This window comes from Burkholderia sp. 572, from assembly GCF_040545135.1.
Lineage (GTDB): Bacteria > Pseudomonadota > Gammaproteobacteria > Burkholderiales > Burkholderiaceae > Burkholderia > Burkholderia cepacia.
The window spans coordinates 397,905-417,343 of sequence record NZ_JBEPLH010000004.1 but is presented as its reverse complement, the minus strand read 5'-3'; the positions used below and the strand labels follow the sequence as shown (position 1 = coordinate 417,343).

Annotated in this window: 19 protein-coding genes; 9 read left to right on the top strand and 10 right to left on the bottom strand. The window is 67.3% G+C overall.

From position 1 onward, the window contains the following. Positions 1-9 precede the first annotated feature (9 nt). From ABIC51_RS10605 to ABIC51_RS10595, 3 genes are read right to left on the bottom strand one after another with little or no spacing between them, the layout of a single operon-like run. Positions 10-213, bottom strand: a complete 204-nt coding sequence (locus tag ABIC51_RS10605) for a DUF1656 domain-containing protein (RefSeq protein ID WP_011351756.1) — start codon at positions 211-213, stop codon at positions 10-12. After that, positions 210-2,411, bottom strand: a complete 2,202-nt coding sequence (locus tag ABIC51_RS10600; RefSeq protein ID WP_175900116.1) for an FUSC family protein — start codon at positions 2,409-2,411, stop codon at positions 210-212. Before ABIC51_RS10600 ends, ABIC51_RS10605 begins: the two co-directional genes overlap by 4 nt. 14 nt (positions 2,412-2,425) lie before the next feature. Next, on the bottom strand, positions 2,426-4,033 hold the full coding sequence (locus ABIC51_RS10595; RefSeq protein ID WP_175900113.1) for an efflux transporter outer membrane subunit: 1,608 nt from the start codon (positions 4,031-4,033) through the stop codon (positions 2,426-2,428). Positions 4,034-4,190: 157 nt separating this feature from the next. On the opposite strand from ABIC51_RS10595, the gene ABIC51_RS10590 reads away from it, so the two are divergent. Both ABIC51_RS10590 and ABIC51_RS10585 read left to right on the top strand, forming a co-directional pair. After that, on the top strand, positions 4,191-5,132 hold the full coding sequence (locus ABIC51_RS10590) for a LysR family transcriptional regulator (RefSeq protein ID WP_027787721.1): 942 nt from the start codon (positions 4,191-4,193) through the stop codon (positions 5,130-5,132). 117 nt (positions 5,133-5,249) lie between these two features. Then, positions 5,250-5,402: a hypothetical protein gene (locus ABIC51_RS10585; protein ID WP_006476208.1), complete on the top strand. Its 153-nt coding sequence runs from the start codon at positions 5,250-5,252 to the stop codon at positions 5,400-5,402. A 70-nt stretch (positions 5,403-5,472) separates the two neighbouring features. Here the strand turns inward: ABIC51_RS10585 and ABIC51_RS10580 are convergent, their stop codons facing one another. The 4 genes from ABIC51_RS10580 to wrbA are packed head-to-tail and all read right to left on the bottom strand — an operon-like array spanning position 5,473 to position 8,778. Continuing rightward, on the bottom strand, positions 5,473-6,303 hold the full coding sequence (locus ABIC51_RS10580; protein ID WP_354006473.1) for a metallophosphoesterase: 831 nt from the start codon (positions 6,301-6,303) through the stop codon (positions 5,473-5,475). Between the two features lie 25 nt (positions 6,304-6,328). Continuing rightward, the gene (locus tag ABIC51_RS10575; RefSeq protein WP_060349701.1) at positions 6,329-7,750 is read right to left on the bottom strand and encodes an FAD-binding oxidoreductase; all 1,422 of its coding nucleotides are present in this window, start codon (positions 7,748-7,750) and stop codon (positions 6,329-6,331) included. An 18-nt stretch (positions 7,751-7,768) separates the two neighbouring features. Next, entirely contained in the window at positions 7,769-8,161 is a 393-nt protein-coding gene (locus ABIC51_RS10570; protein WP_021160810.1) for a DUF2069 domain-containing protein, read from the bottom strand. Continuing rightward, a complete protein-coding gene (wrbA, locus tag ABIC51_RS10565; protein ID WP_354006472.1) occupies positions 8,158-8,778 on the bottom strand; it encodes an NAD(P)H:quinone oxidoreductase in 621 nt (206 codons plus the stop codon). The genes ABIC51_RS10570 and wrbA overlap by 4 nt, the downstream gene beginning before the upstream one ends. 145 nt (positions 8,779-8,923) lie before the next feature. Here wrbA and ABIC51_RS10560 point away from each other — a divergent pair, with 145 nt between their 5' ends. Continuing rightward, on the top strand, positions 8,924-10,255 hold the full coding sequence (locus ABIC51_RS10560) for a YihY family inner membrane protein (protein WP_027787716.1): 1,332 nt from the start codon (positions 8,924-8,926) through the stop codon (positions 10,253-10,255). A gap of 16 nt (positions 10,256-10,271) precedes the next feature. Here ABIC51_RS10560 and ABIC51_RS10555 read toward each other — a convergent pair whose 3' ends face one another. Next, complete coding sequence (locus ABIC51_RS10555; protein WP_175900110.1) at positions 10,272-10,589, bottom strand: Mpo1-like protein; 318 nt, start codon at positions 10,587-10,589, stop codon at positions 10,272-10,274. 159 nt (positions 10,590-10,748) lie between these two features. Here ABIC51_RS10555 and ABIC51_RS10550 point away from each other — a divergent pair, with 159 nt between their 5' ends. The 3 genes from ABIC51_RS10550 (at position 10,749) to aroC (ending at position 14,618) form a co-directional block, all read left to right on the top strand. Beyond that, positions 10,749-11,204: a CBS domain-containing protein gene (locus ABIC51_RS10550; RefSeq protein ID WP_006755543.1), complete on the top strand. Its 456-nt coding sequence runs from the start codon at positions 10,749-10,751 to the stop codon at positions 11,202-11,204. 139 nt (positions 11,205-11,343) lie between these two features. Next, positions 11,344-13,278: an MFS transporter gene (locus ABIC51_RS10545; RefSeq protein WP_175900107.1), complete on the top strand. Its 1,935-nt coding sequence runs from the start codon at positions 11,344-11,346 to the stop codon at positions 13,276-13,278. Between the two features lie 239 nt (positions 13,279-13,517). Beyond that, positions 13,518-14,618 (top strand): chorismate synthase, encoded by a 1,101-nt coding sequence (gene aroC, locus ABIC51_RS10540; protein ID WP_059699057.1) that lies wholly within the window; start codon positions 13,518-13,520, stop codon positions 14,616-14,618. 134 nt (positions 14,619-14,752) lie between these two features. On the opposite strand, the gene ABIC51_RS10535 is transcribed toward aroC, so the two are convergent. Next, a complete protein-coding gene (locus ABIC51_RS10535; RefSeq protein WP_060151308.1) occupies positions 14,753-16,426 on the bottom strand; it encodes an electron transfer flavoprotein-ubiquinone oxidoreductase in 1,674 nt (557 codons plus the stop codon). 178 nt (positions 16,427-16,604) lie between these two features. Here ABIC51_RS10535 and ABIC51_RS10530 point away from each other — a divergent pair, with 178 nt between their 5' ends. Further along, positions 16,605-17,387 (top strand): SDR family oxidoreductase, encoded by a 783-nt coding sequence (locus ABIC51_RS10530; RefSeq protein ID WP_011351770.1) that lies wholly within the window; start codon positions 16,605-16,607, stop codon positions 17,385-17,387. A gap of 32 nt (positions 17,388-17,419) precedes the next feature. Next, complete coding sequence (locus tag ABIC51_RS10525) at positions 17,420-17,860, top strand: acyl-CoA thioesterase (RefSeq protein ID WP_027787712.1); 441 nt, start codon at positions 17,420-17,422, stop codon at positions 17,858-17,860. Between the two features lie 105 nt (positions 17,861-17,965). Here ABIC51_RS10525 and ABIC51_RS10520 read toward each other — a convergent pair whose 3' ends face one another. Next, positions 17,966-18,511 carry a LuxR C-terminal-related transcriptional regulator gene (locus ABIC51_RS10520; RefSeq protein ID WP_027787711.1) on the bottom strand — a complete coding sequence of 182 codons (546 nt, stop codon included), beginning with the start codon at positions 18,509-18,511 and terminating at the stop codon, positions 17,966-17,968. Between the two features lie 222 nt (positions 18,512-18,733). Between ABIC51_RS10520 and ABIC51_RS10515 the strand changes: the two genes are divergently transcribed. Further along, positions 18,734-19,438 (top strand): CoA transferase subunit A, encoded by a 705-nt coding sequence (locus ABIC51_RS10515; RefSeq protein ID WP_021162428.1) that lies wholly within the window; start codon positions 18,734-18,736, stop codon positions 19,436-19,438. Position 19,439: the final 1 nt, after the last annotated feature.

Here is a 19,439-nt window from a genome sequence, read left to right as displayed (position 1 = left end):
GGTTCGGAATCAACGGTAAACGGCAAGACTCAGTCCGCCGCAAATGCAGACGAGGAGGCAGGCCCGGAACAGCGACGGGTGCCAGACGAGACGGTAGAGGCCCGTATAGGCGAGCAGGCGGTCGACGGCCCAGGTCGCGAGCGCGCCGAGGACGAACATCAGCACCACCGTGGGCATGTAGGCATCGAGAATGGCGATTTCACGCGGCATCATGACGAGGCTCCTGGTTGGGGACGCACGGGGCGGTTGCGGTTGAGCGCGGCGAGCGGCGATTCGGGATCGAGCAGTGCCGTGCGCACGAAATGCAGATGGCTCAGGATGCGCTGCAGCCGGTGGCGTTCCTCGCGCGTCGGCGTGAACGCGTCGAGCGTCTGCCGGGTCGCGTCGATCGCATCGTTCACCGCGGCGAGCGTTGCATCGAAACGTTCGGCGTCCGGCCGCGCGAACAGCGACGACAGCGCGGCGCGCATCGTTTCGATCGCACGGCGCCACGGCGTCGTCGGCGCGTAGCGCGGGTCGGACGGCAGCGTTGCCAGCTCGTGGCGCAGGTCGATGGCCGCATTCCCGGTTTCGAGCACCGCGAACATCCAGCGCAGCGCGTCGCGCTGCACGTCGGGCTGGTCGGCCGACAGCGTGTGCGCCTGGTACATCAGGTCGCGCGCGCCGCTCTCGAAGCGCGTGCGCAGTCCGGCGAGCCGCGCGTGGCAGGCCGCGACGGCCTGGTGACGCAGGTCGGCCAACAGGCGTTTCTTGAGCCACGGCGCGGTCGGCGGGAACAGCACGGCGAACGCGATCGCCGAGACGAGCATCGACAAAAGGAGCGCGAGCGCGTCGTTCATGAAGCTCGTGGGATCGTAGTGCGTGATGCTGTCGGGGCCGGCGAGGAAGCAGAAGAAGATCAGATAGCCCGCGCCGTAGCCGGCGAGCTTCGGCTTCAGCGACATGTAGATGCCGATCGCGAGCAACGGCGCGAGCGCCGCGCACAGCAGGACGAAGCCGTCGATCCGCGGGTAGATGCCGAACGTCAGCAGGAAGCCGGTGCAGACGGCCAGCGCCGTGCCCATCCCCATCTGCGCGGCCATCGCGGTCGGGCGCGGCGCCGACGACGCGAGCGCGCAGGTCGCCGCGGCGTTCAGCACCAGCATCACGCCGCTCGGCCACGCGGTCTCGATCCAGAACCAGCCGAGCGCGAGAATCACCGTCGCGGTGCGGATCCCCGCGATCGTGGCGGCCGTTTTGTTGGTGCGCGGCTCGTAGCGTTCGATCCAGCGTTCGCGCTCGTGCGTCGCGGTCGCGAGCGACGCATAGGTCGCCGCGTATTCCTGCAGGTCGGTGATGAAGCGGTACAGCAGTTCGGCGGCGGTATCGAAGTCGAGCAGCGGGAAGTCGGGCTGCGTTTCGAGTTCCGCGCGTGTCGCGCGGATACGGCGCGGCAGCGCGTCGCGCCACGCGAGCAGTTGCTCGGCCGAGTGCGCGGCGTCGATCGACGTGCGCACGGGTTCGCCATCGCGCGTGAGCAGCGGCGCGATCTCGCGGAAATACGGCTCGATCGCATCGATCGCGGCCTGCGCGCCGGCCGCGTGCAGCCGGTTCATCAGCTGGTGCAGCGCGTGAAAGCGGCTCGACGCGCTCATGAATTCGCTGTTCAGCCGCGCGAGGCGGCCGCTGCGCATGCGCGTGTCCGGATCCTCGAACACGGCCATGCTGCGCGCGGCCTCGAAGCCGACCACGTCGGCGACGAAGCGCGTATGGATGGTCTCGATGTGCGCGCGGTCGAGCTGGCCCGACAGCGCCGACGCGACGTAGTCGACGAAGCTGCCGAAGCGCTTGCGCACCGTCGTGCGCATCTGCTCGCCCGTGTACCGAGGAAACACGAGCGCGCTGACGACGCCGGCCGACACGATCCCGATGATGACTTCGGAGACCCGCGTCATCGCGCTCATGAATGCGCCATCCGGGTGCTGCGACGCGGGCAGGCCGATCAGCGCGGTCGTATAGCCGGCGAGCAGGAAGCCGTAACTGCGGAAGTTGCGGTTGCGCGCGGCGCCGGCGGTGCACAGCGCGATCCACAGGGCGATCGCCAGCAGGAACAGCTGCGGCTGCTGCGGGAACAGCCCGACGAACGTGAGCGTCGCGATGAGCCCGAAGATCGTGCCGGCGACCCGATAGAAGCTTTTCGCGAGCACGGCGCCGCTTTGCGGCTGCATCACGATGAAGACGGTCGTCATTGCCGTTTTCGGCGCCGGCAGGTCGAGCCGCATCGACACGCCGAGCGCGATGAAGGCCGCGAGCAGTGCCTTGAACAGGTAGAGCCACGCGGCGCCGTCGGTGCGGGCCCAGTCGCCGAACGCGGCATACCAGGCCGCGAACGGACCGCCGGCGGTCGGGGAGAGGGGGGAGGAGGCTGACATGGCGTCGCTCCGGGTTACCGTGCGGCCGGCACGCCGGCGGCACCGGCGGCCGCGACCTGCGCGGGCCGGGCGGCGGCTGCCACGGGTTTCGCACCCGACGCGGCGGCCGGCGCGGCTGCGCCCGCGGCGGATTCGCCATGCGACGATTGGCCGCCCGGCGGATGGCCGCCCGGCACGTCCGTGCCCGTCTCGACGCCGCCGCCAAGCGCGGCCATCAACTGAGCGTGCGCGGCGAGGCGTTCCGCATCGATGCGGGCGGCCGTTTCCTGCGCGCGCAACAATTGCTGCTGCGCGACCAGCACGTTGACGTAGTCGGTCAGCCCGCGGCGGAAACCTTCGCGCGACAGCTGGTAGCTGCGGTCGTTGGCGGCCACCGAGCGTGCGGCGTCCTTCTTCTGCGTATCGAGCGAACGGATCCGCACGACCTGGTCGGCGATGTCCTTGAGCGCGCCGACGATCGTCTGGTTGTATTGCTCGACCGCCTGGTCGTAGCCGGCATTCGCCGCGCCGAGCTGCGCGCGCAGCCGGCCGCCTTCGAAGATCGGCAGCGACAGCGCGGGGCCGGCCGTCCAGCCGCCGTTCATCGCGCGCAGGAAGTCGGTGAACGGCGCGGTCACGCCGAAGCCGCCGACCGTCGCGAGCAGGTCGATGTTCGGATAGAACGAAGCCTTCGCGACGTCGATGCCGCGCGCCTGCGCGTCGACCGTCCAGCGTGCCGCGACGACGTCGGGGCGGCGGCCGAGCAGGTCGGCCGGCATCGCCGACGGCAAGCCGGCCGGTGCGTCGAGCGACAGCCGAGGCCGCTTGATCGCATCGCCGGCGCCCGGGCCCTTGCCGGCCAGTGCGGCGAGCTGGTGCCGCGCGAGCTGGATCGCTTCCTCGTAGCTGTCGATCTGGCGCTCATAGTCGGGCAGCGTCGATTCCGCCTGGCTTACCTCGAGCTGCGTGCCGAGGCCAGCCTGCAGCCGCTTGCGCGCGAGATCGGCGAGCGAGCGCTGGCGTTCGAACGTTTCGTGCGCGAGGTCGAGCAGCGCGTAGTTCATCGACATGCCGACGTACGCGCGCACGACATTGACTTCGAGTTCGAGCTTCGCCGCGCGTGCGTCGGCGGCGGTCGCGTGCGCGGTATCGAGCGCGCGCTCGGTCGCGTTCTTGTCCTTGCCCCACAGGTCGAGGTGGTAGGACAGGCCGAGCGTGCCGGTGTTGTTCCAGGTGTCGGTGTTCGCGAGCGGGCCGGGGCCGTAATAGACGTTGTCCGGCCAGTGCTGGCGCATCAGCGAGAGGTTGCCGTTGATCTGCGGCAATTCGGCCGAGCGGGCCACGCGCGCCATCGCCTGCGCTTCGCGCACGCGGGCCTCGGCGGCCGCGAGCGTCGGGTTGCCGGCCTGCGCGGCGGCAATCCACGTGTCGAGCTGCGGATCGCGGTAGGCGCGCCACCAGTCGGCCGCGGGCCAGCCCGCGTCGCGGTCGGCCGCGCGGATGGCCGCGCCGGCATCGAGCGCGTTCGCTTCGATGCGGGCCGACTGCGGCTTGTTGTCGCCCATGCTCGCGCACCCGGCCATTATTAATGAGACTGCAAGAACCGCCAGTGCGAGCGTCCCTTTTGTCGCCGGAGACTGCACGATTTTCTCCCTTTCGGATATAGATGAGTCGGATGCGATTATATTTTTCAGCGATTCCTGAATATATGGACAAGGGTGCAAGTCATTTTTACGAATCCTGAGACAATACTTGTTTGCCTCTGTGCAACAATCCGTCCGGATTCAAACGGGTAATGGGATGGATACGTTACAAAACATGCGGGTATTCGTCCGCGTGGTCGACGCGGGAAGCTTTACCGCGGCCGCCCAGCAGATGAATTCGACCACTGCCTACGCGTCGCGCGCGGTCTCGGATCTCGAGGCGCACCTGCGCACGCGCCTTCTGAACCGCACGACGCGCCGGATCGCACTGACCGAAGCCGGCGAGCGCTACCTGCAGCGCTGCGAGCAGATCCTCGCGTATGTCGACCAGGCCGAAGCCGAGGCGGGCGACGCGCATGCGCGCCCGTCGGGCAAGCTGAAGGTGCATTGCTTCACGAGCCTCGGCCAGCACTACCTGGTGCCGGCCATCGCGCGCTATCGCGAGCGCTACCCGGACGTGCACGTCGAGCTGACGCTCGCGCAGCGGATGCCCGACCTGCTCGACGAGGGCTACGACGTCGCGATCGTCGTCGGCCGCGACCTGCCGGATTCGGGGCTCGTGTCGCAGCGGCTCGGCGAGAGCTACAGCGTGGTGTGCGCGTCGCGCGGCTACGTCGAGGCGAACGGCGTGCCGCAGCGGCCCGCGGATCTCGCGCAGCACGTATGCCTCGGGATGGTCGCGCCGGGCTTTCAGTTCGACGAATGGGCGCTCGCGGGGCCGAACGGCGACGAAGTCGTCCCGATCACGGCGCCGCCGTTTCGCGTGAACGTCGCCGAGGCGCTCGCCGTGGCCGTGCGCGAAGGGATGGGGATCGGCGGCCTGCCGCTCTATTCGGCGATCGGCTGGTTGCGCAGCGGGCACATCGTGCGCGTGATGCCCGAATACCGGTCGCACGTGATGAACATCTACGCGCTGTATCCGTCGCGTCAGTACCTCGACGCGAAAATCCGTACCTGGGTCGATTTCCTGCGCGACGAGCTGCCGGCCACGCTGGCAGCCGACGAAGCCGCGCTCGAACAGTACACGCGTGCGACATGACCGCGCGGTTGGCCGCAATCTGACGAGATTTGTCCTTCACGCAACATTTTTTTACGAACGCGTGCCGGACAGTTTGATACTGTGGAAATTAACGAGATACGCAACCCCGGAGTAGCGATGGATACGCACCTGATGATCGGCCTTGGAGTCCTGCTGGGCGCGGCCGCGGCCGCCGCGGCGACCCGCGACCTGCTGCGCGCGATGAAGGCGAAGGCGCAGATGAAGCCGGTGCCGGTACGGGTGCGCGAGCCGCGCCGCCCGGGGCGCTGATCCGCGGTCACGCTCCGGGTCGAAAAGGTCGCGCAAAAAGGCCGCGCAATGCGGCCGGGCGGGCCGGCGTTCAGCCGAGCTCGACGACCTTGTCCCACGTGAACGCGGTGTTTTCCCGTTCGCCGGTGCGCCGGTGGATGTAGCCGCGCGGATTGCATACCACGCGTGTGCCACCGTCCGCCACATAGTCGAATGACGTATGCGTGTGGCCGTGGAGCCACAGATCCACCGGCGGCTGCACGAGTTCCGCCATGTCCGTGACGAATCCCGCCGACGCAAGATCGTCCGCATAGCGCTGCGCCAGCGAGCGCCGGTGCGGCGCATGGTGGGTAACGACGATCGTCCGGCCCGCGAACGGCGTTGCGAGTTGCGTCTCCAGCCATGCGCGGCTGCGTCGATGCAGCGCGATCGCGTCGGCCGGCGAGAAATCCCGTTCCGGCGTGCCCGGCGCCGCATGCAGCGCCGCGTCATGCGGCCAGGTCACCTGGATCAAGCCCTTGAAATCGAGCATCACGCGCAGCCCGGCGTCGATTGCGCCCGCGAGGCTGGCTTCGTCGGTACCGAACAGCGAAAAATCGGCCCAGAGCGTCGTGCCGAGCACGCGGAACCGCTGCCCGGGATCGACGTAGACGTCGTTGTTCAGGTAATGCACGTTGTCGAGCGCCTGCGCCGCGTCGCGCATCGCCGTCTCCAGCGCGCCGAATTCCCCGTCGTAGTACTCGTGGTTGCCTGGCACGTAGATCACCGGTACCGCGGGATCGAACGTTTCGGCCGCCCAGCGCAGGCCTTCCGCATGATTGTGGATGTCGCCGGCCAGCACGACGAGATCCGCGTCGGCATGCGCGATCGCGTCGGGCCGGTTGCTTTCGAGGTGCAGATCGGACAGGACGCGGATTTTCACGGGCGGGGCTCCGGAGTGGGCGGCTTCAGCGCAGGACCTTGCCGGGATTCATCAGGCCGCGCGGGTCGAGCGCGGTCTTCAGCGTGCGCATCAGCGTCGTTTCGACCGGGGACTTGTAGCGCTGCGCGTCGTCGATCTTCAGCTGGCCGATCCCGTGCTCCGCGCTGATCGTGCCGTGGTGGCGGTGCACGTTGTCGTAGACGATCCGGTTGATCGGCGCCTGGAACGCGGCGAGGAACGCCTTCGGATCGCCGCCTTCGGGCATCTGCACGTTGTAGTGGAGGTTGCCGTCGCCGAGGTGGCCGAACGTGACCATCCGCGCGCCCGGCGCGGCCTGCTGGATCGCCGCGTCGGTTTCGTCGATGAAGCGCGCGATCGACGAAATCGGCACCGCGATGTCGTGCTTGATGTTGAGCCCCTCGTCGGCCTGTGCGAGCGGGATGTGCTCGCGCAGATCCCAGAACGCGCGCGATTGCGCGAGATTCTCCGCGACCACCGCGTCGACCACGAGCCCGGCCTCGAACGCTTCCTCCATCAGTTTCTCGAACAGCGCGCGCGCATGCGCTTCGCTTTCGTTGTCGGACAGTTCGAGCAGCACCGTTTGCGCGTGCGTCTGCGCGAACGGGTAGCGCAGTTGCGGGTAGTGCTTGCCGACCAGCTGCATGCAGAAATCCGACATCAGCTCGAAGCCGGTCAGGAGCGGCCCGGCCGCGCGCTGCGCGAGCGCGAGGAAATCGAGCGCCGCGTGCGGCGATTCGAGCGCGGCGAGTGCCGTGACCTGCGCGGCCGGCAGCGGATGCAGCTTCATCACGGCCGCCGTGATGATCCCGAGCGTGCCTTCCGCGCCGATGAACAGGTCGCGCAGGTCGTAGCCCGTGTTGTCCTTGCGCAGTCCGCGCAGGCCGTCCCAGATCTCGCCCTGCGGCGTCACCACCTCGAGCCCGAGGCACAGCTCGCGCGCGTTCCCGTAGCGCAGCACCGCGGTGCCGCCCGCGTTGGTCGACAGGTTGCCGCCAATCGTGCAGCTGCCTTCCGCCGCGAGGCTCAGCGCGAACAGCCGGCCGCCTTCGCGGGCACGTGCCTGCACGTCGGCGAGAATCACGCCGGATTCGACGGTGATCGTGTTGTTGTGCGGATCGAGCGCGCGCACGCGGTTCAGGCGCGCGACGCTCAGCACGGCCTGGCTGCCGCTCGCGTCGGGCGTGGCGCCGCCGGCAAGGCCGGTGTTGCCGCCTTGCGGCACGAGCGCGATGCCGTGTGCGTTGGCCAGCTTGACGAGGGCGGCGACCTCGGCCGTGTTCGCGGGTTTCAGCACCGCGCACGCGGCACCCTTGTAGCGGCGGCGCCAGTCGGTCAGGAACGGTTCGGTATCGTGCGGGTCGGTCAGCACATGATCGGCGCCGATCGCATCGCGGCACGCGGAAACGAAAGCTTCGGAGGACATCATCACCTTGTCGCGTAAGGGTCAGGACGCGGCGCGCGACTTTTTCGCCGCGCGCTTGAACGGCGCGACGTATGCCAGCGCCGTCACGAAGAAACCGACGGCGAGCGCGGTTTCGCACCAGCCGAGCGTCGCGGACAGCCCGCGATCGGACATGCCGCGCACGACGCCTTCGGCGAAATAGACGAGGATCAGCATGCTCGCCCACTGCATCGTATAGATGTTACGCCGCCAGACGCCGGGCAGCGCGAGCGCGAGCGGTATGGCCTTGAGCATCAGCGCGGAACCGCCCGGGCGCAGCGGCGCGAGCCGCAGCTCCCACGCGAGCGACAGCGCGATCAGCGCGACGAGGCATGCGGCGGCAATCAGCGCGTAGCGCGGCCGGGCAGTGACGGCGGGACGGGCGGGGGCATTCATGCGGCTTCGGCGGCCCGGGCGCTGGAGAGGGCAGCCGCCGCGCGCGCGAGTCGCACGCCGAGCGCGGCCGCGAGCGTTTTTTCGTCCGCGGACAGCCCGCCGGCGGCCGAGCGGTCGTGCTGCGCGACGTGAGAGGCGCCGTACGGCGTGCCGCCGGTACGCGTCGTGCTGAGTGCGGATTCCGTGTACGGGATCCCGACGATCATCATGCCGTGATGAAGCAGCGGCAGCATCATCGACAGCAGCGTCGATTCCTGGCCGCCGTGCAGGCTGCCCGTCGACGTGAACACGCTTGCCGGCTTGCCGGTCAGCGCACCCGACAACCATTGCGGCGTGGTGCCGTCGAGGAAATACTTGAGCAACGCGGCCATGTTGCCGAAGCGGGTCGGCGAGCCGAGCGCGAGGCCCGCGCATTCCTCGAGATCGCGCAGTTCCGCGTACGGCGGGCCGTCGGCGGGGATGTCGGGGGCGGTGGCTTCGCAGACGGTCGACACGGGCGGCACGGTGCGGATGCGGGCCTGCATGCCCGGCACGCTGTCGATGCCGTTCGCGATCGCGAGCGCGAGATCGCGCGTGGCGCCGTGACGGCTGTAATAGAGAACGAGGATGTCTTTCATGGGCGACGGAACCGCGTGCGGCCGCGCGCGTGCCCGGTGCAGTCGGCCCCTGCTGGAATCGAGCGGCTATTATAGGGGCTGAAGCCGTCGCGCAGCGCGGCGGCGGCGCGCCGTCGGGCGCGCGGTATCAAGAAGGAGAAGCCGTTTGCCGAAGTTGAGCGTCGATCTCGACACCCTCAAGCGCCTGGCGCAGTTCGCAGCCCGGCGCAGCGCCGAGGATCGCATCCCGCAAGTGGCGGGCAGCCTGACGTTCACGACGATGCTGGCCCTCGTGCCGCTCGTGACGGTCGCGTTCGCGCTGTTCACCGCGTTCCCGATGTTCGCGTCGTTCCAGATCTCGCTGCAGGGATTCCTCGCGGATCACCTGATGCCCGCGCAGTTCAACGTCCAGATATTCAAGTACCTGAACCAGTTCGCGTCGAAGGCCAAGGGGCTGACGACGGCCGGCCTGATCGTGCTCGTCGTCACGTCGGTGATGACGATGATGACGATCGAGTCGGCGTTCAACCTGATCTGGCGTGTACGCAAGCCGCGACCGTTCGCGCAGCGCGTGCTCGCGTACTGGGCGCTGATCACGCTGGGCCCACTGTTGTTCGGTGTGAGCCTGTCGATCTCGTCGTACCTGTTCACGCAGTCGCTCGCGTTTACCGGCGCGGGGCCGTCCACGTCGATCGTCGAGTGGCTGCTGGCGCTCGTGTCGCTGCCGCTGGCGGTGCTCGCGTTCACGCTGCTGTACGTGTACCTGCCGAACTGCACGGTCGCGTGGCGCGATGCGGTGATCGGCGGGCTGTTCGCGGCAATTGCGTTCGAGCTGGCGAAACGCGGTTTCGGCTACTACGTGCGGCGCATTCCGACCTATACGGCCGTATACGGTGCGTTCGCGGCGTTGCCCGTGTTCCTGTTATGGGTGTACCTGAGCTGGTTCATCGCGCTGCTCGGCGCGATGGTGGCCTCCGCGCTGCCGGCGATCCGCGTCGGCCAGTTCCACCGCATCCACTATCCGGGCAGCGACCTGCTCGACGCACTGGAAATGCTCGCGCGGCTGGCCGAAGCGCGCACGGCCGGCAAGCGAGGCTACACGGCGATGCGGCTCGCGACCATGCTGCGCTGCGACATGGAAACCGCGCAGCGCCTGCTGACGACGATGGAGGAGCGGGAATGGATCGCGCGGCTGGACGGCGGCGGCGAGACCACGCCGCGCTACATCCTGCTCGCGAACCCGGAGCAGCTGACGCTCGCGCAGTTGTTCGACGTGCTGGTGATCGACCGCACGGAGCTGACCTACCAGTTGCAGCGACGCCGCAGCCATGTCGATGGCGCGGCGCTGCTCGCGGTGCTGTCGAGCGATCGCTTCGACGTGTCGCTCGCGTCGCTGATCGCCGCGCACCGGCCGGCCGGCGCACAAGCGGCGGGTGTCCCGGGGCAGGCGCCGGGCGGCGTGTCCGACCCGCACGCGCGGCCGCCGCGGCCCGCGTGAGCGGGGTGCCTGGCCGTTACAGCGGGATCTTGCTGGTGCAGATGTCCTTGAACATCACCCAGTCTCCCATCAGGCTGTAGATCGGGTGCCGGAACGTGGCCGGGCGGTTCTTCTCGAAGAAGAAGTGTCCGACCCACGCGAACCCGTAGCCGCAGACGATCGCCGCCGGCAGCCACAGCCAGTCGCCGGTCGCGATCGCCATCGCGACGCAGCCGATCACGCCGAGCGAGCCGACGAAGTGCAGCCGCCGCGACGTCAGGTTCTGGTGTTCGTTCAGGTAATACGGGTAGAAATCAGCGAAGCTGGCGAATTGCTCCGTATGCGTATGCGCCATGGCCGTCTCCTCGGGCCGCTGTTCATGGGGCCATTGTGCTGCCGGCGGCCTGCTTCCGCAAGCGGGGCGGCGGCCCGCCGCACGGGCCCGCGCTTTCCTTTTGACAGGCTTTCCGATAGGATCGAAAGAGGTTTTGCATTCAAGCATGAGGGGACTACGATGCGCGTCAGCGATATTCTGAAAGTTAAGGGCAACACGCTGTTTACGGTGACGCCCGACAAGCCGCTGCGCGAAGCGGTCGACACGATGGCCGAGCACGACATCGGTTCGCTCGTCGTGATGGAGTACGGCGATCTCGTCGGGATGCTGACGTTCCGCGAGATCATCCTGCGCCTGCACGTGAACGGCGGCGCGATTGGCGACGTGCAGGTGCGCAAGGTGATGGACGAGCCGCTCACGTGCACGCCGGAAACGGACGTCAACGAAGTGCGCCGGATGATGCTCGAGCGCCATGCGCGCTATATGCCGGTGCTCGACAAGAAGGTGCTGATGGGCGTCATTTCGTTCTACGACGTCGCAAAGACGGTCGTCGAGGCGCAGAGCTTCGAGAACCGGATGCTGAAGGCGTACATCCGCGATTGGCCGGAATCGGAAGCCGAAGCGCACAAGTCGTGAACCACGCCGCGCCCGTCGCCGTCATGCGCGGGCGCCGCCACCCGGCACGCGGCGGCGCAGGCTTGTCCTGCGCCGCCGTTTTTTCAATGACCACACAAGGCCCGCGCAGCGTCGCCCAGACGGCGCGCGCGTATTCCGCATGAGCGATCAAACGCAAGCCACTTCCAGGCGGCGCGACGAACGGCACGCCCACGCGTCGCAGTTCGACCTGCTGCGCGAGCGCCGTTTCGCGCCGTTCTTCACGACCCAGTTCCTCGGTGCGCTGAACGACAACGTCTTCAAGATCGGCTTCACGTCGCTCGTCACCTATCACACCGCGCGGTTCGCCGGTGTCGATGCGAAGACGGCGGCCTTCCTGATTTCCGCGATCTTCATCCTGCCGTTCGTGCTGTTCTCGGCGACGTCCGGCCAGATCGCCGACAAGTACGACAAGGCGACCCTCACGCGTTTCGTGAAGACCTTCGAGATCGTGCTGATGCTGGTCGGCGCGGCGGGCTTCGTCATGCACAGCGCGCCGCTGCTGTATCTGTGCACGTTCATGATGGGGATGCACTCGACGCTGTTCGGGCCCGTCAAGTATTCGTACCTGCCGCAGCATCTCGGCGAGCATGAGCTGGTCGGCGGCAACGGCCTCGTCGAGATGGGCACGTTCATCGCGATCCTGATCGGCACGATCATCGGCGGCGCGGCCGCGGGCATCGAAGGTGCCGGCGAGCGCGTGCTCGCGGTGAGCGTGCTCGTCATCGCGATCGCGGGGCGCCTTGTCGCGCAGCGCGTGCCTTCCACGCCGGCGCCGCAGCCCGATCTCGTGATCAACTGGAATCCGGTCAGCGAGACCTGGCGCAACCTCGGGCTCGCACGCCAGAACCGCACCGTATTCCTGAGCCTGCTCGGCATCTCGTGGCTGTGGTTCGTCGGCGCGACGTTCCTCACGTCGTTCTTCAATTTCGCGAAGGACGTGCTGTCGGCGAGCCCCGACGTCGTCACGATCCTGCTCGCGACGTTCTCGGTCGGTATCGGCCTCGGTTCGCTGCTGTGCGAACGGCTGTCGCAGCGGCGCGTCGAGATCGGCCTTGTGCCGCTCGGCTCGATCGGCATCAGCGTGTTCGCGATCGAGCTGTATTTCGCGAGCCGCGCGCTGCCGTCGCCCGGCCATCTGCTGTCGGTCGGCGAATTCCTGGCCGGCGCGCGCCACTGGCGCATCCTGGCGGACCTGTTCCTGCTCGCGATGTTCGGCGGCTTCTACAGCGTGCCGCTGTACGCGCTGATCCAGAGCCGCAGCGCGCCGACGCACCGCGCGCGGATCATCGCCGCGAACAACATCCTGAACGCGCTGTTCATGATCCTGTCGGCCGTGATGGCGATGGGGCTGACCAAGGCCGGCGTCGACATCCCGGGGCTGTTCCTCGTCACCGCGCTGTTGAACGTGATCGTCGCGGCCTATATCTATCTGCTCGTGCCGGAGTTCCTGCTCCGCTTCGTCGCGTGGGTGCTCGTCCACACGTTCTACCGGATTCGTCTCGTGCACGCGGAGCGGATTCCGGCGGAAGGCGCGGCCGTGCTCGTGTGCAACCACGTCAGCTACGTCGATGCGCTCGTGCTGGCCGCCGCGAGCCCGCGCCCGATCCGTTTCGTGATGGATCACCGGATCTTCAAGACGCGCTTCGCGAGCTGGGTATTCCGGCATGCGAAGGCGATCCCGATCGCGCCGAGCCACGAGGATCCCGCGATGCTCGCGCGCGCGTACGACCTGTGCGAGGCCGCGCTGAAGGACGGCGAACTCGTGTGCATCTTCCCCGAGGGCAAGCTGACCAAGACGGGCGACATCAACACGTTCCATCACGGCATCACCGAGATCCTGGGCCGCACGCCGGCGCCCGTGATTCCGATGGCGCTGCGCGGGCTGTGGGGCAGCTATTTTTCGCGGCATTCCGATGCGCGGATGCCGCGACCCATCAAGCGCGGCGTGATGAGCCGGCTGACTCTGGCGGTCGGCGAGCCGGTCCCGGCGTCGGTCGCGACGCCCGAGTCGCTGCAGGCCGCGGTAACCGAACTGCGCGGCGCGCGGAAGTAGGCGGGCGCCTGTCCGGATGCGTTCGGCTGCAACCGGGCCGGACGGGCTTGCGCCGCACAAGCCGGGCCGCGCGCGCACGTTCCGCGCGTCCGGGCTGCCTTTCATGCGGCCTGCGGCCCGCGGGTGCGGGACGGCTGGCATAATAGCGGCTTACCTCTTTTCTCGACCGGCAAACGATCGATCTGCCTGCGGCCCGGGCAGCGCATCGGTTTGCCCATTTCTCTTTGGGCGGTTCCATCATGTCCGGCAATACCCTCGGCACGCTTTTCACTGTCACGACCTTCGGCGAATCGCACGGTCCCGCGATCGGTTGCGTGATCGACGGCTGCCCGCCGGGAATGGGGCTGACCGAAGCCGACATCCAGGTCGAACTCGATCGCCGCAAGCCGGGCACGTCGCGTCACGTGACGCAACGGCAGGAGGCTGATCAGGTCGAGATCCTGTCGGGCGTGTTCGAAGGCGTGACGACCGGTACGCCGATCGCACTGCTGATCCGCAACACCGACCAGCGCAGCAAGGACTACGGCAACATCGTCGAGACGTTCCGTCCCGGCCACGCCGACTACACCTACTGGCAGAAATACGGCATCCGCGACTACCGCGGCGGCGGCCGTTCGTCCGCGCGCCTGACCGCACCGATCGTCGGCGCGGGTGCGGTCGCGAAGAAGTGGCTGCGCGAGCGCTTCGGCGTCGAGGTGCGCGGCTACATGAGCGGCCTTGGCGAAATCGACGTGCCGTTCGTCGACTGGTCGCACGTGCACGAGAATCCGTTCTTCGCGCCGAATGCGGCGGTCGTACCGGAACTCGAGGCGTACATGGATGCGCTGCGCAAGGATGGCGATTCGATCGGCGCGCGCATCGACGTCGTCGCGTCGGGCGTGCCGGTCGGCTGGGGCGAGCCGGTGTTCGACCGTCTCGATGCGGACATCGCGAAGGCGATGATGAGCATCAACGCGGTGAAGGGCGTCGAGATCGGTGCGGGTTTCGACAGTGTCGCGCAGCGCGGCTCGATGCACGGCGACGAGCTGACGCCGGGCGGTTTCGTCGGCAACCATGCGGGCGGCGTGCTCGGCGGGATTTCGACGGGGCAGGACATCACCGTGTCGATCGCGATCAAGCCGACGTCGAGCATCCGCACGCCGCGCCGTTCGATCACGAAGGCGGGCGACGAGGCGACGGTGGAAACGTTCGGCCGCCACGATCCGTGCGTTGGCATCCGCGCGACACCGATCGCCGAGTCGATGCTCGCACTGGTGCTGATCGACCATGCGCTGCGCCATCGCGCGCAGTGCGGGGACGTCGAGACGTCGACGCCGAAGATCGCCGGTAGCGCGACCTGACACAAGCGGGCGGGGCGCGGCACGCCTCGCGAACGCGCAGGGAATGCAAAACGGGGCGCTGCTTCAGGCAGCGCCCCGTTTCGTTTGTGGCGACCGGCAAAAACGCGCCGCTCGCGGCGACGCGTCGTGGCGGATTACATGTTCGGGTAATTCGGCCCGCCACCGCCTTCCGGCGTGACCCACACGATGTTCTGCGTCGGGTCCTTGATGTCGCAGGTCTTGCAGTGCACGCAGTTCTGCGCGTTGATCACCAGTCGATCGCTGCCGTCGTCGTTCTTCACGAACTCGTACACGGCCGCCGGGCAGAAACGTCCTTCCGGCCCCGCATACGTGCGCAGGTTCACGTTCACCGGCACGTTCGCATCCTTCAGCGTCAGGTGCGCCGGCTGGTTCTCTTCGTGGTTCGTGTTCGAGATGAACACCGACGACAGCCGGTCGAACGTCAGCTTGCCGTCCGGCTTCGGGTACTCGATCGGCTCGCACTGCGACGCCGGCTTCAGCATCTCGTGGTCCGCATGCTTGTGGTGCAGCGTCCACGGCACGTTGCCGCCCATCACCTTCTGCTCGAGGCCGACCATCAGCGTACCGAGGTACAGCCCCTTGGCCATCCACTGCTTGAAGTTGCGCGCGCGGTACAGCTCCGTGTACAGCCACGATTGCTTGAACGCATCCGGGTACGCGTTGAGCTCGTCCGACTGGCGGCCCGCCTGCACCGCGTCGAACGCGGCGTCGGCCGCCAGCATGCCGGTCTTGATCGCCGCGTGGCTGCCCTTGATCCGCGATGCGTTCAGGAAGCCCGCGTCGTCGCCGATCAGCGCGCCGCCCGGGAACACCGTCTTCGGCAGCGACAGCAGCCCGCCCGCCGTGATCGCGCGCGCGCCGTACGACACGCGCTTGCCGCCTTCGAGGAACGCACGGATCGACGGGTGCGTCTTGTAGCGCTGGAATTCCTCGAACGGCGACAGGTATGGGTTCGTGTAGCCGAGGCCCACCACGAAGCCGACCACGACCTGGTTGTTGTCCATGTGATACAGGAACGAGCCGCCGTAGGTGTCCGACTTCAGCGGCCAGCCGGCCGTGTGGATCACGAGGCCCGGCTTGTGCTTGGCCGGATCGATTTCCCACAGCTCCTTGATGCCGATCCCGTACGCCTGCGGATCGGCGTTCGCGTCGAGCTTGAACTTCGCGATCAGCTGGCGGCCGAGATGGCCGCGGCAGCCTTCGGCGAACAGCGTGTACTTCGCGTGCAGTTCCATGCCGAGCTGGAAGTTCTCGGTCGGCTCGCCGTCCTTGCCCACGCCCATGTTGCCGGTCGCGACGCCTTTCACGGAGCCGTCGTCGTTGTAGAGAATCTCGGCGGCCGGGAAGCCGGGGAAGATCTCGACGCCCAGCGCTTCGGCCTGCTGGCCCAGCCAGCGGGTCACGTTGCCCAGCGAAATCACGTAGTTGCCGTGGTTCTGGAAGTTGGCGGGCAGCGCCCAGTTCGGCGTGGTGACCGCGCTTTTCTCGGACAGGAACAGGAAGCGGTCTTCCGTCACCTCGACGTCGAGCGGCGCGCCGCGTTCCTTCCAGTCGGGGAACAGTTCGGTGATCGCGCGCGGGTCCATCACCGCACCCGACAGGATGTGCGCGCCGATCTCGGAACCTTTCTCGAGCACGCACACGCCGATCTCGGTGCCTTTCTCGGCGGCCAGCTGCTTGAGCCGGATCGCCGCCGACAGCCCGGCGGGGCCGCCGCCGACGATCACGACGTCGTATTCCATCGATTCGCGCGGGCCATATTGCTCGATGAGGCTTGCGGGGGTCATTGGCGTTCCTCTAACCGTTAGAATGCTTTTATTCGGGAGCGTATTGTCTGCGAAACGAAACGCTTGCCGCAACAGCATGCGGCTAGATTAGCACGATCGTTCTATTTTTGTGCTAGGGTAATGCCGCTCGGGCCGTGCTGCCCGTAGCGGCGAAACGACATCGAAAGGGGATGTGCAAATGGGTCGTTCGATCAATCTGGAAGGCAAGGTTGCGCTGGTCACGGGGGCGTCGAGCGGCCTGGGGCAGCGTTTTGCGCAGGTGCTGTCGCAGGCCGGTGCAAAGGTCGTGCTCGCGAGTCGTCGCGTCGAGCGCCTGAAGGAATTGCGTGCCGAGATCGAGGCGGCGGGCGGCGCCGCGCACGTCGTGTCGCTCGACGTCACCGACGTCCAGAGCATCAAGGCGGCGGTCGCGCATGCGGAAACGGAGGCCGGCACGATCGACATCCTCGTGAACAATTCGGGCGTCTCGACGATGCAGAAGCTCGTCGACGTGACGCCGGCCGATTTCGAGTTCGTGTTCGACACCAACACGCGCGGCGCGTTTTTCGTCGCGCAGGAAGTCGCGAAGCGGATGATCATGCGCGCGAACGGCAGCGGCAACGGCAAGCCGCCGTGCCGGATCATCAATATCGCGTCGGTGGCCGGCCTGCGCGTGTTCCCGCAGATCGGGCTGTACGCGATGAGCAAGGCCGCGGTCGTGCAGATGACGCGCGCGATGGCGCTCGAGTGGGGGCGCCACGGGATCAACGTCAACGCGATCTGTCCGGGTTATATCGATACCGAAATCAATCATTACCTGTGGGAAACCGAGCAGGGCCAGAAGCTGCAGTCGATGCTGCCGCGCCGGCGCGTCGGCAAGCCGCAGGATCTCGACGGGCTGTTGTTGCTGCTCGCGGCCGACGAGTCGCAGTTCATCAATGGCTCGATTATCTCCGCCGACGACGGCTTCGGCCTCGCCTGAGCGGATGACATTCAGCAACACAGAAGACTGCAATGAGCGCAACAAGCGATTACTCCCCCGTATTTGAGATGTCGATGCCGATCCGCTGGGGCGACATGGACGCGTTCGGCCATGTGAACAACACGGTCTATTTCCGCTACATGGAGCAGGCGCGGATCTCGTGGTTCGAGGAGCTCGGCATCGCCGGCGGCAATGGCGAGGGGCAGGGGCCCGTCATCGTCACGGCGTCGATGGAATTCCTCAAGCAACTGCACTATCCGGGCGACGTGATCGCGAAGATGTCGGCCGCGAAACCCGGCCGGAGCAGCTTCGACACCGGTTTCGAGCTTACGCGCGCGGACGATCCGCAGCATGTCTATGCGCGCGGCAAGGCGCGCTGCGTGTGGGTCGACTACGCGCTCGGCAAGTCGGTACCGCTGCCCCAGTTGCTGCGCGACACGATCGAGCGCGCGCTCGCGACGAAGGTCGGCTGAGCGCCGGCACGGCGAGGCCGCCGCCCGGGCGCCGGCGGCACGCCATGCCTGCTGTTTCACGAATCGGCCGCCATGCGCGGCCGATTGTCATCCGGGAGCCGCCGTTCACTGCCCGAGCAGGCGCTGCAGCAGCTCCGGCGTATTGTTGGTGCCGTACTTGCGCATCAGACGCGCGCGGTAGATGTCGACCGTGCGCGAGCTGATGTCGAGCACGCGCCCGATCTGCTTGCTGGTCTTGCCGGTTGCGAGCTGGGCGGCGATCTCGCGCTCGCGCGGGGTCAGTTCGACGGCGACCCGGCGCGTCGCGCTCAAATCCTCGAAGGTCCAGACGCCTGCCGCGAGCGGTGCGGTGCGGTCGAGCGCGCGGCCGGTGACGTGGCACCAGAACAGCTCGCCGTCCGCGCGTTTCATGATTCTGTCGTCCGAGTAGATGCCGTTCGCGGCCATCATGCGCGCGATACGTTCGCCGATTCGCTGGAATTCGTCCGTCGACGGGTAGAGCACCTCGTACGATTTCCCGATCAGGTCGGCCCGCACGCAGCGGAAGATCGACGCGAGCGCGTCGTTGCAATCCTCGATCACGCGGTCGCGCGACAGGACAAGGCCGAGCGGCGCGAGATGGAAGGCGGTCTGGTAATCGAGAGCGGGCATGGCGCAGGCAAGCGGAGGCAAACGCTTATGTATTTTTGCGTATTGTGCCGCATCCGCGCCGCATCGTACCCTTTCAGGCATCTCGTGGCGGTTTGCCGCGGTATAAAAACAGCGCGCCTCGACGCAGGCATCGCCGTGCATGCATAGAATGATGCGGCGGGCTTGCGGGCCACGTGGCGCGTGAACCGGTTTCGCTGGTTTCCATAGAGGAAGGGACAACAGATGAACAAAGTCTATCCAAGCGCGGCTGCCGCGCTGGAAGGGATCGTCCGTGACGGACAGACCTTCGCGGTGGGTGGCTTCGGCCTGTGCGGGATTCCGGAGGCGCTGATCGCGGCGTTGCGCGATTCGGCCGTCAAGGGCATCACCTGCATCAGCAACAACGCGGGCGTCGACGGTTTCGGCCTCGGCCTGTTGCTGGAAACGCGCCAGATCAAGAAGATGATCTCGTCGTACGTCGGCGAGAACAAGGAGTTCGAGCGCCAGTACCTGGCCGGCGAACTCGAACTCGAATTCACGCCGCAAGGCACGCTCGCCGAAAAGCTGCGTGCGGGCGGCGCGGGCATCCCGGCGTTCTTCACGAACACGGGCTACGGCACCGTGATCGCGGAAGGCAAGGAAACGCGCCAGTTCGGCGATCGCCACTACGTGCTCGAGCCGTCGCTGACGGCCGATGTCGCGCTCGTGAAGGCCTGGAAGGCCGACAAGTCGGGCAACCTGATCTATCGCCGCACCGCGCGCAACTTCAACCCGATGTGCGCGATGGCCGGCAAGATCACCGTCGCGGAGGTCGAGGAAATCGTCGAGAACGGCGAGCTCGATCCGGATCACATCCACACGCCGGGGATTTTCGTGCAGCGCATCGTGCTGAACGCGACGCCCGAAAAACGCATCGAACAACGCGTCGTACGCGCGAAAGGAGACTGAC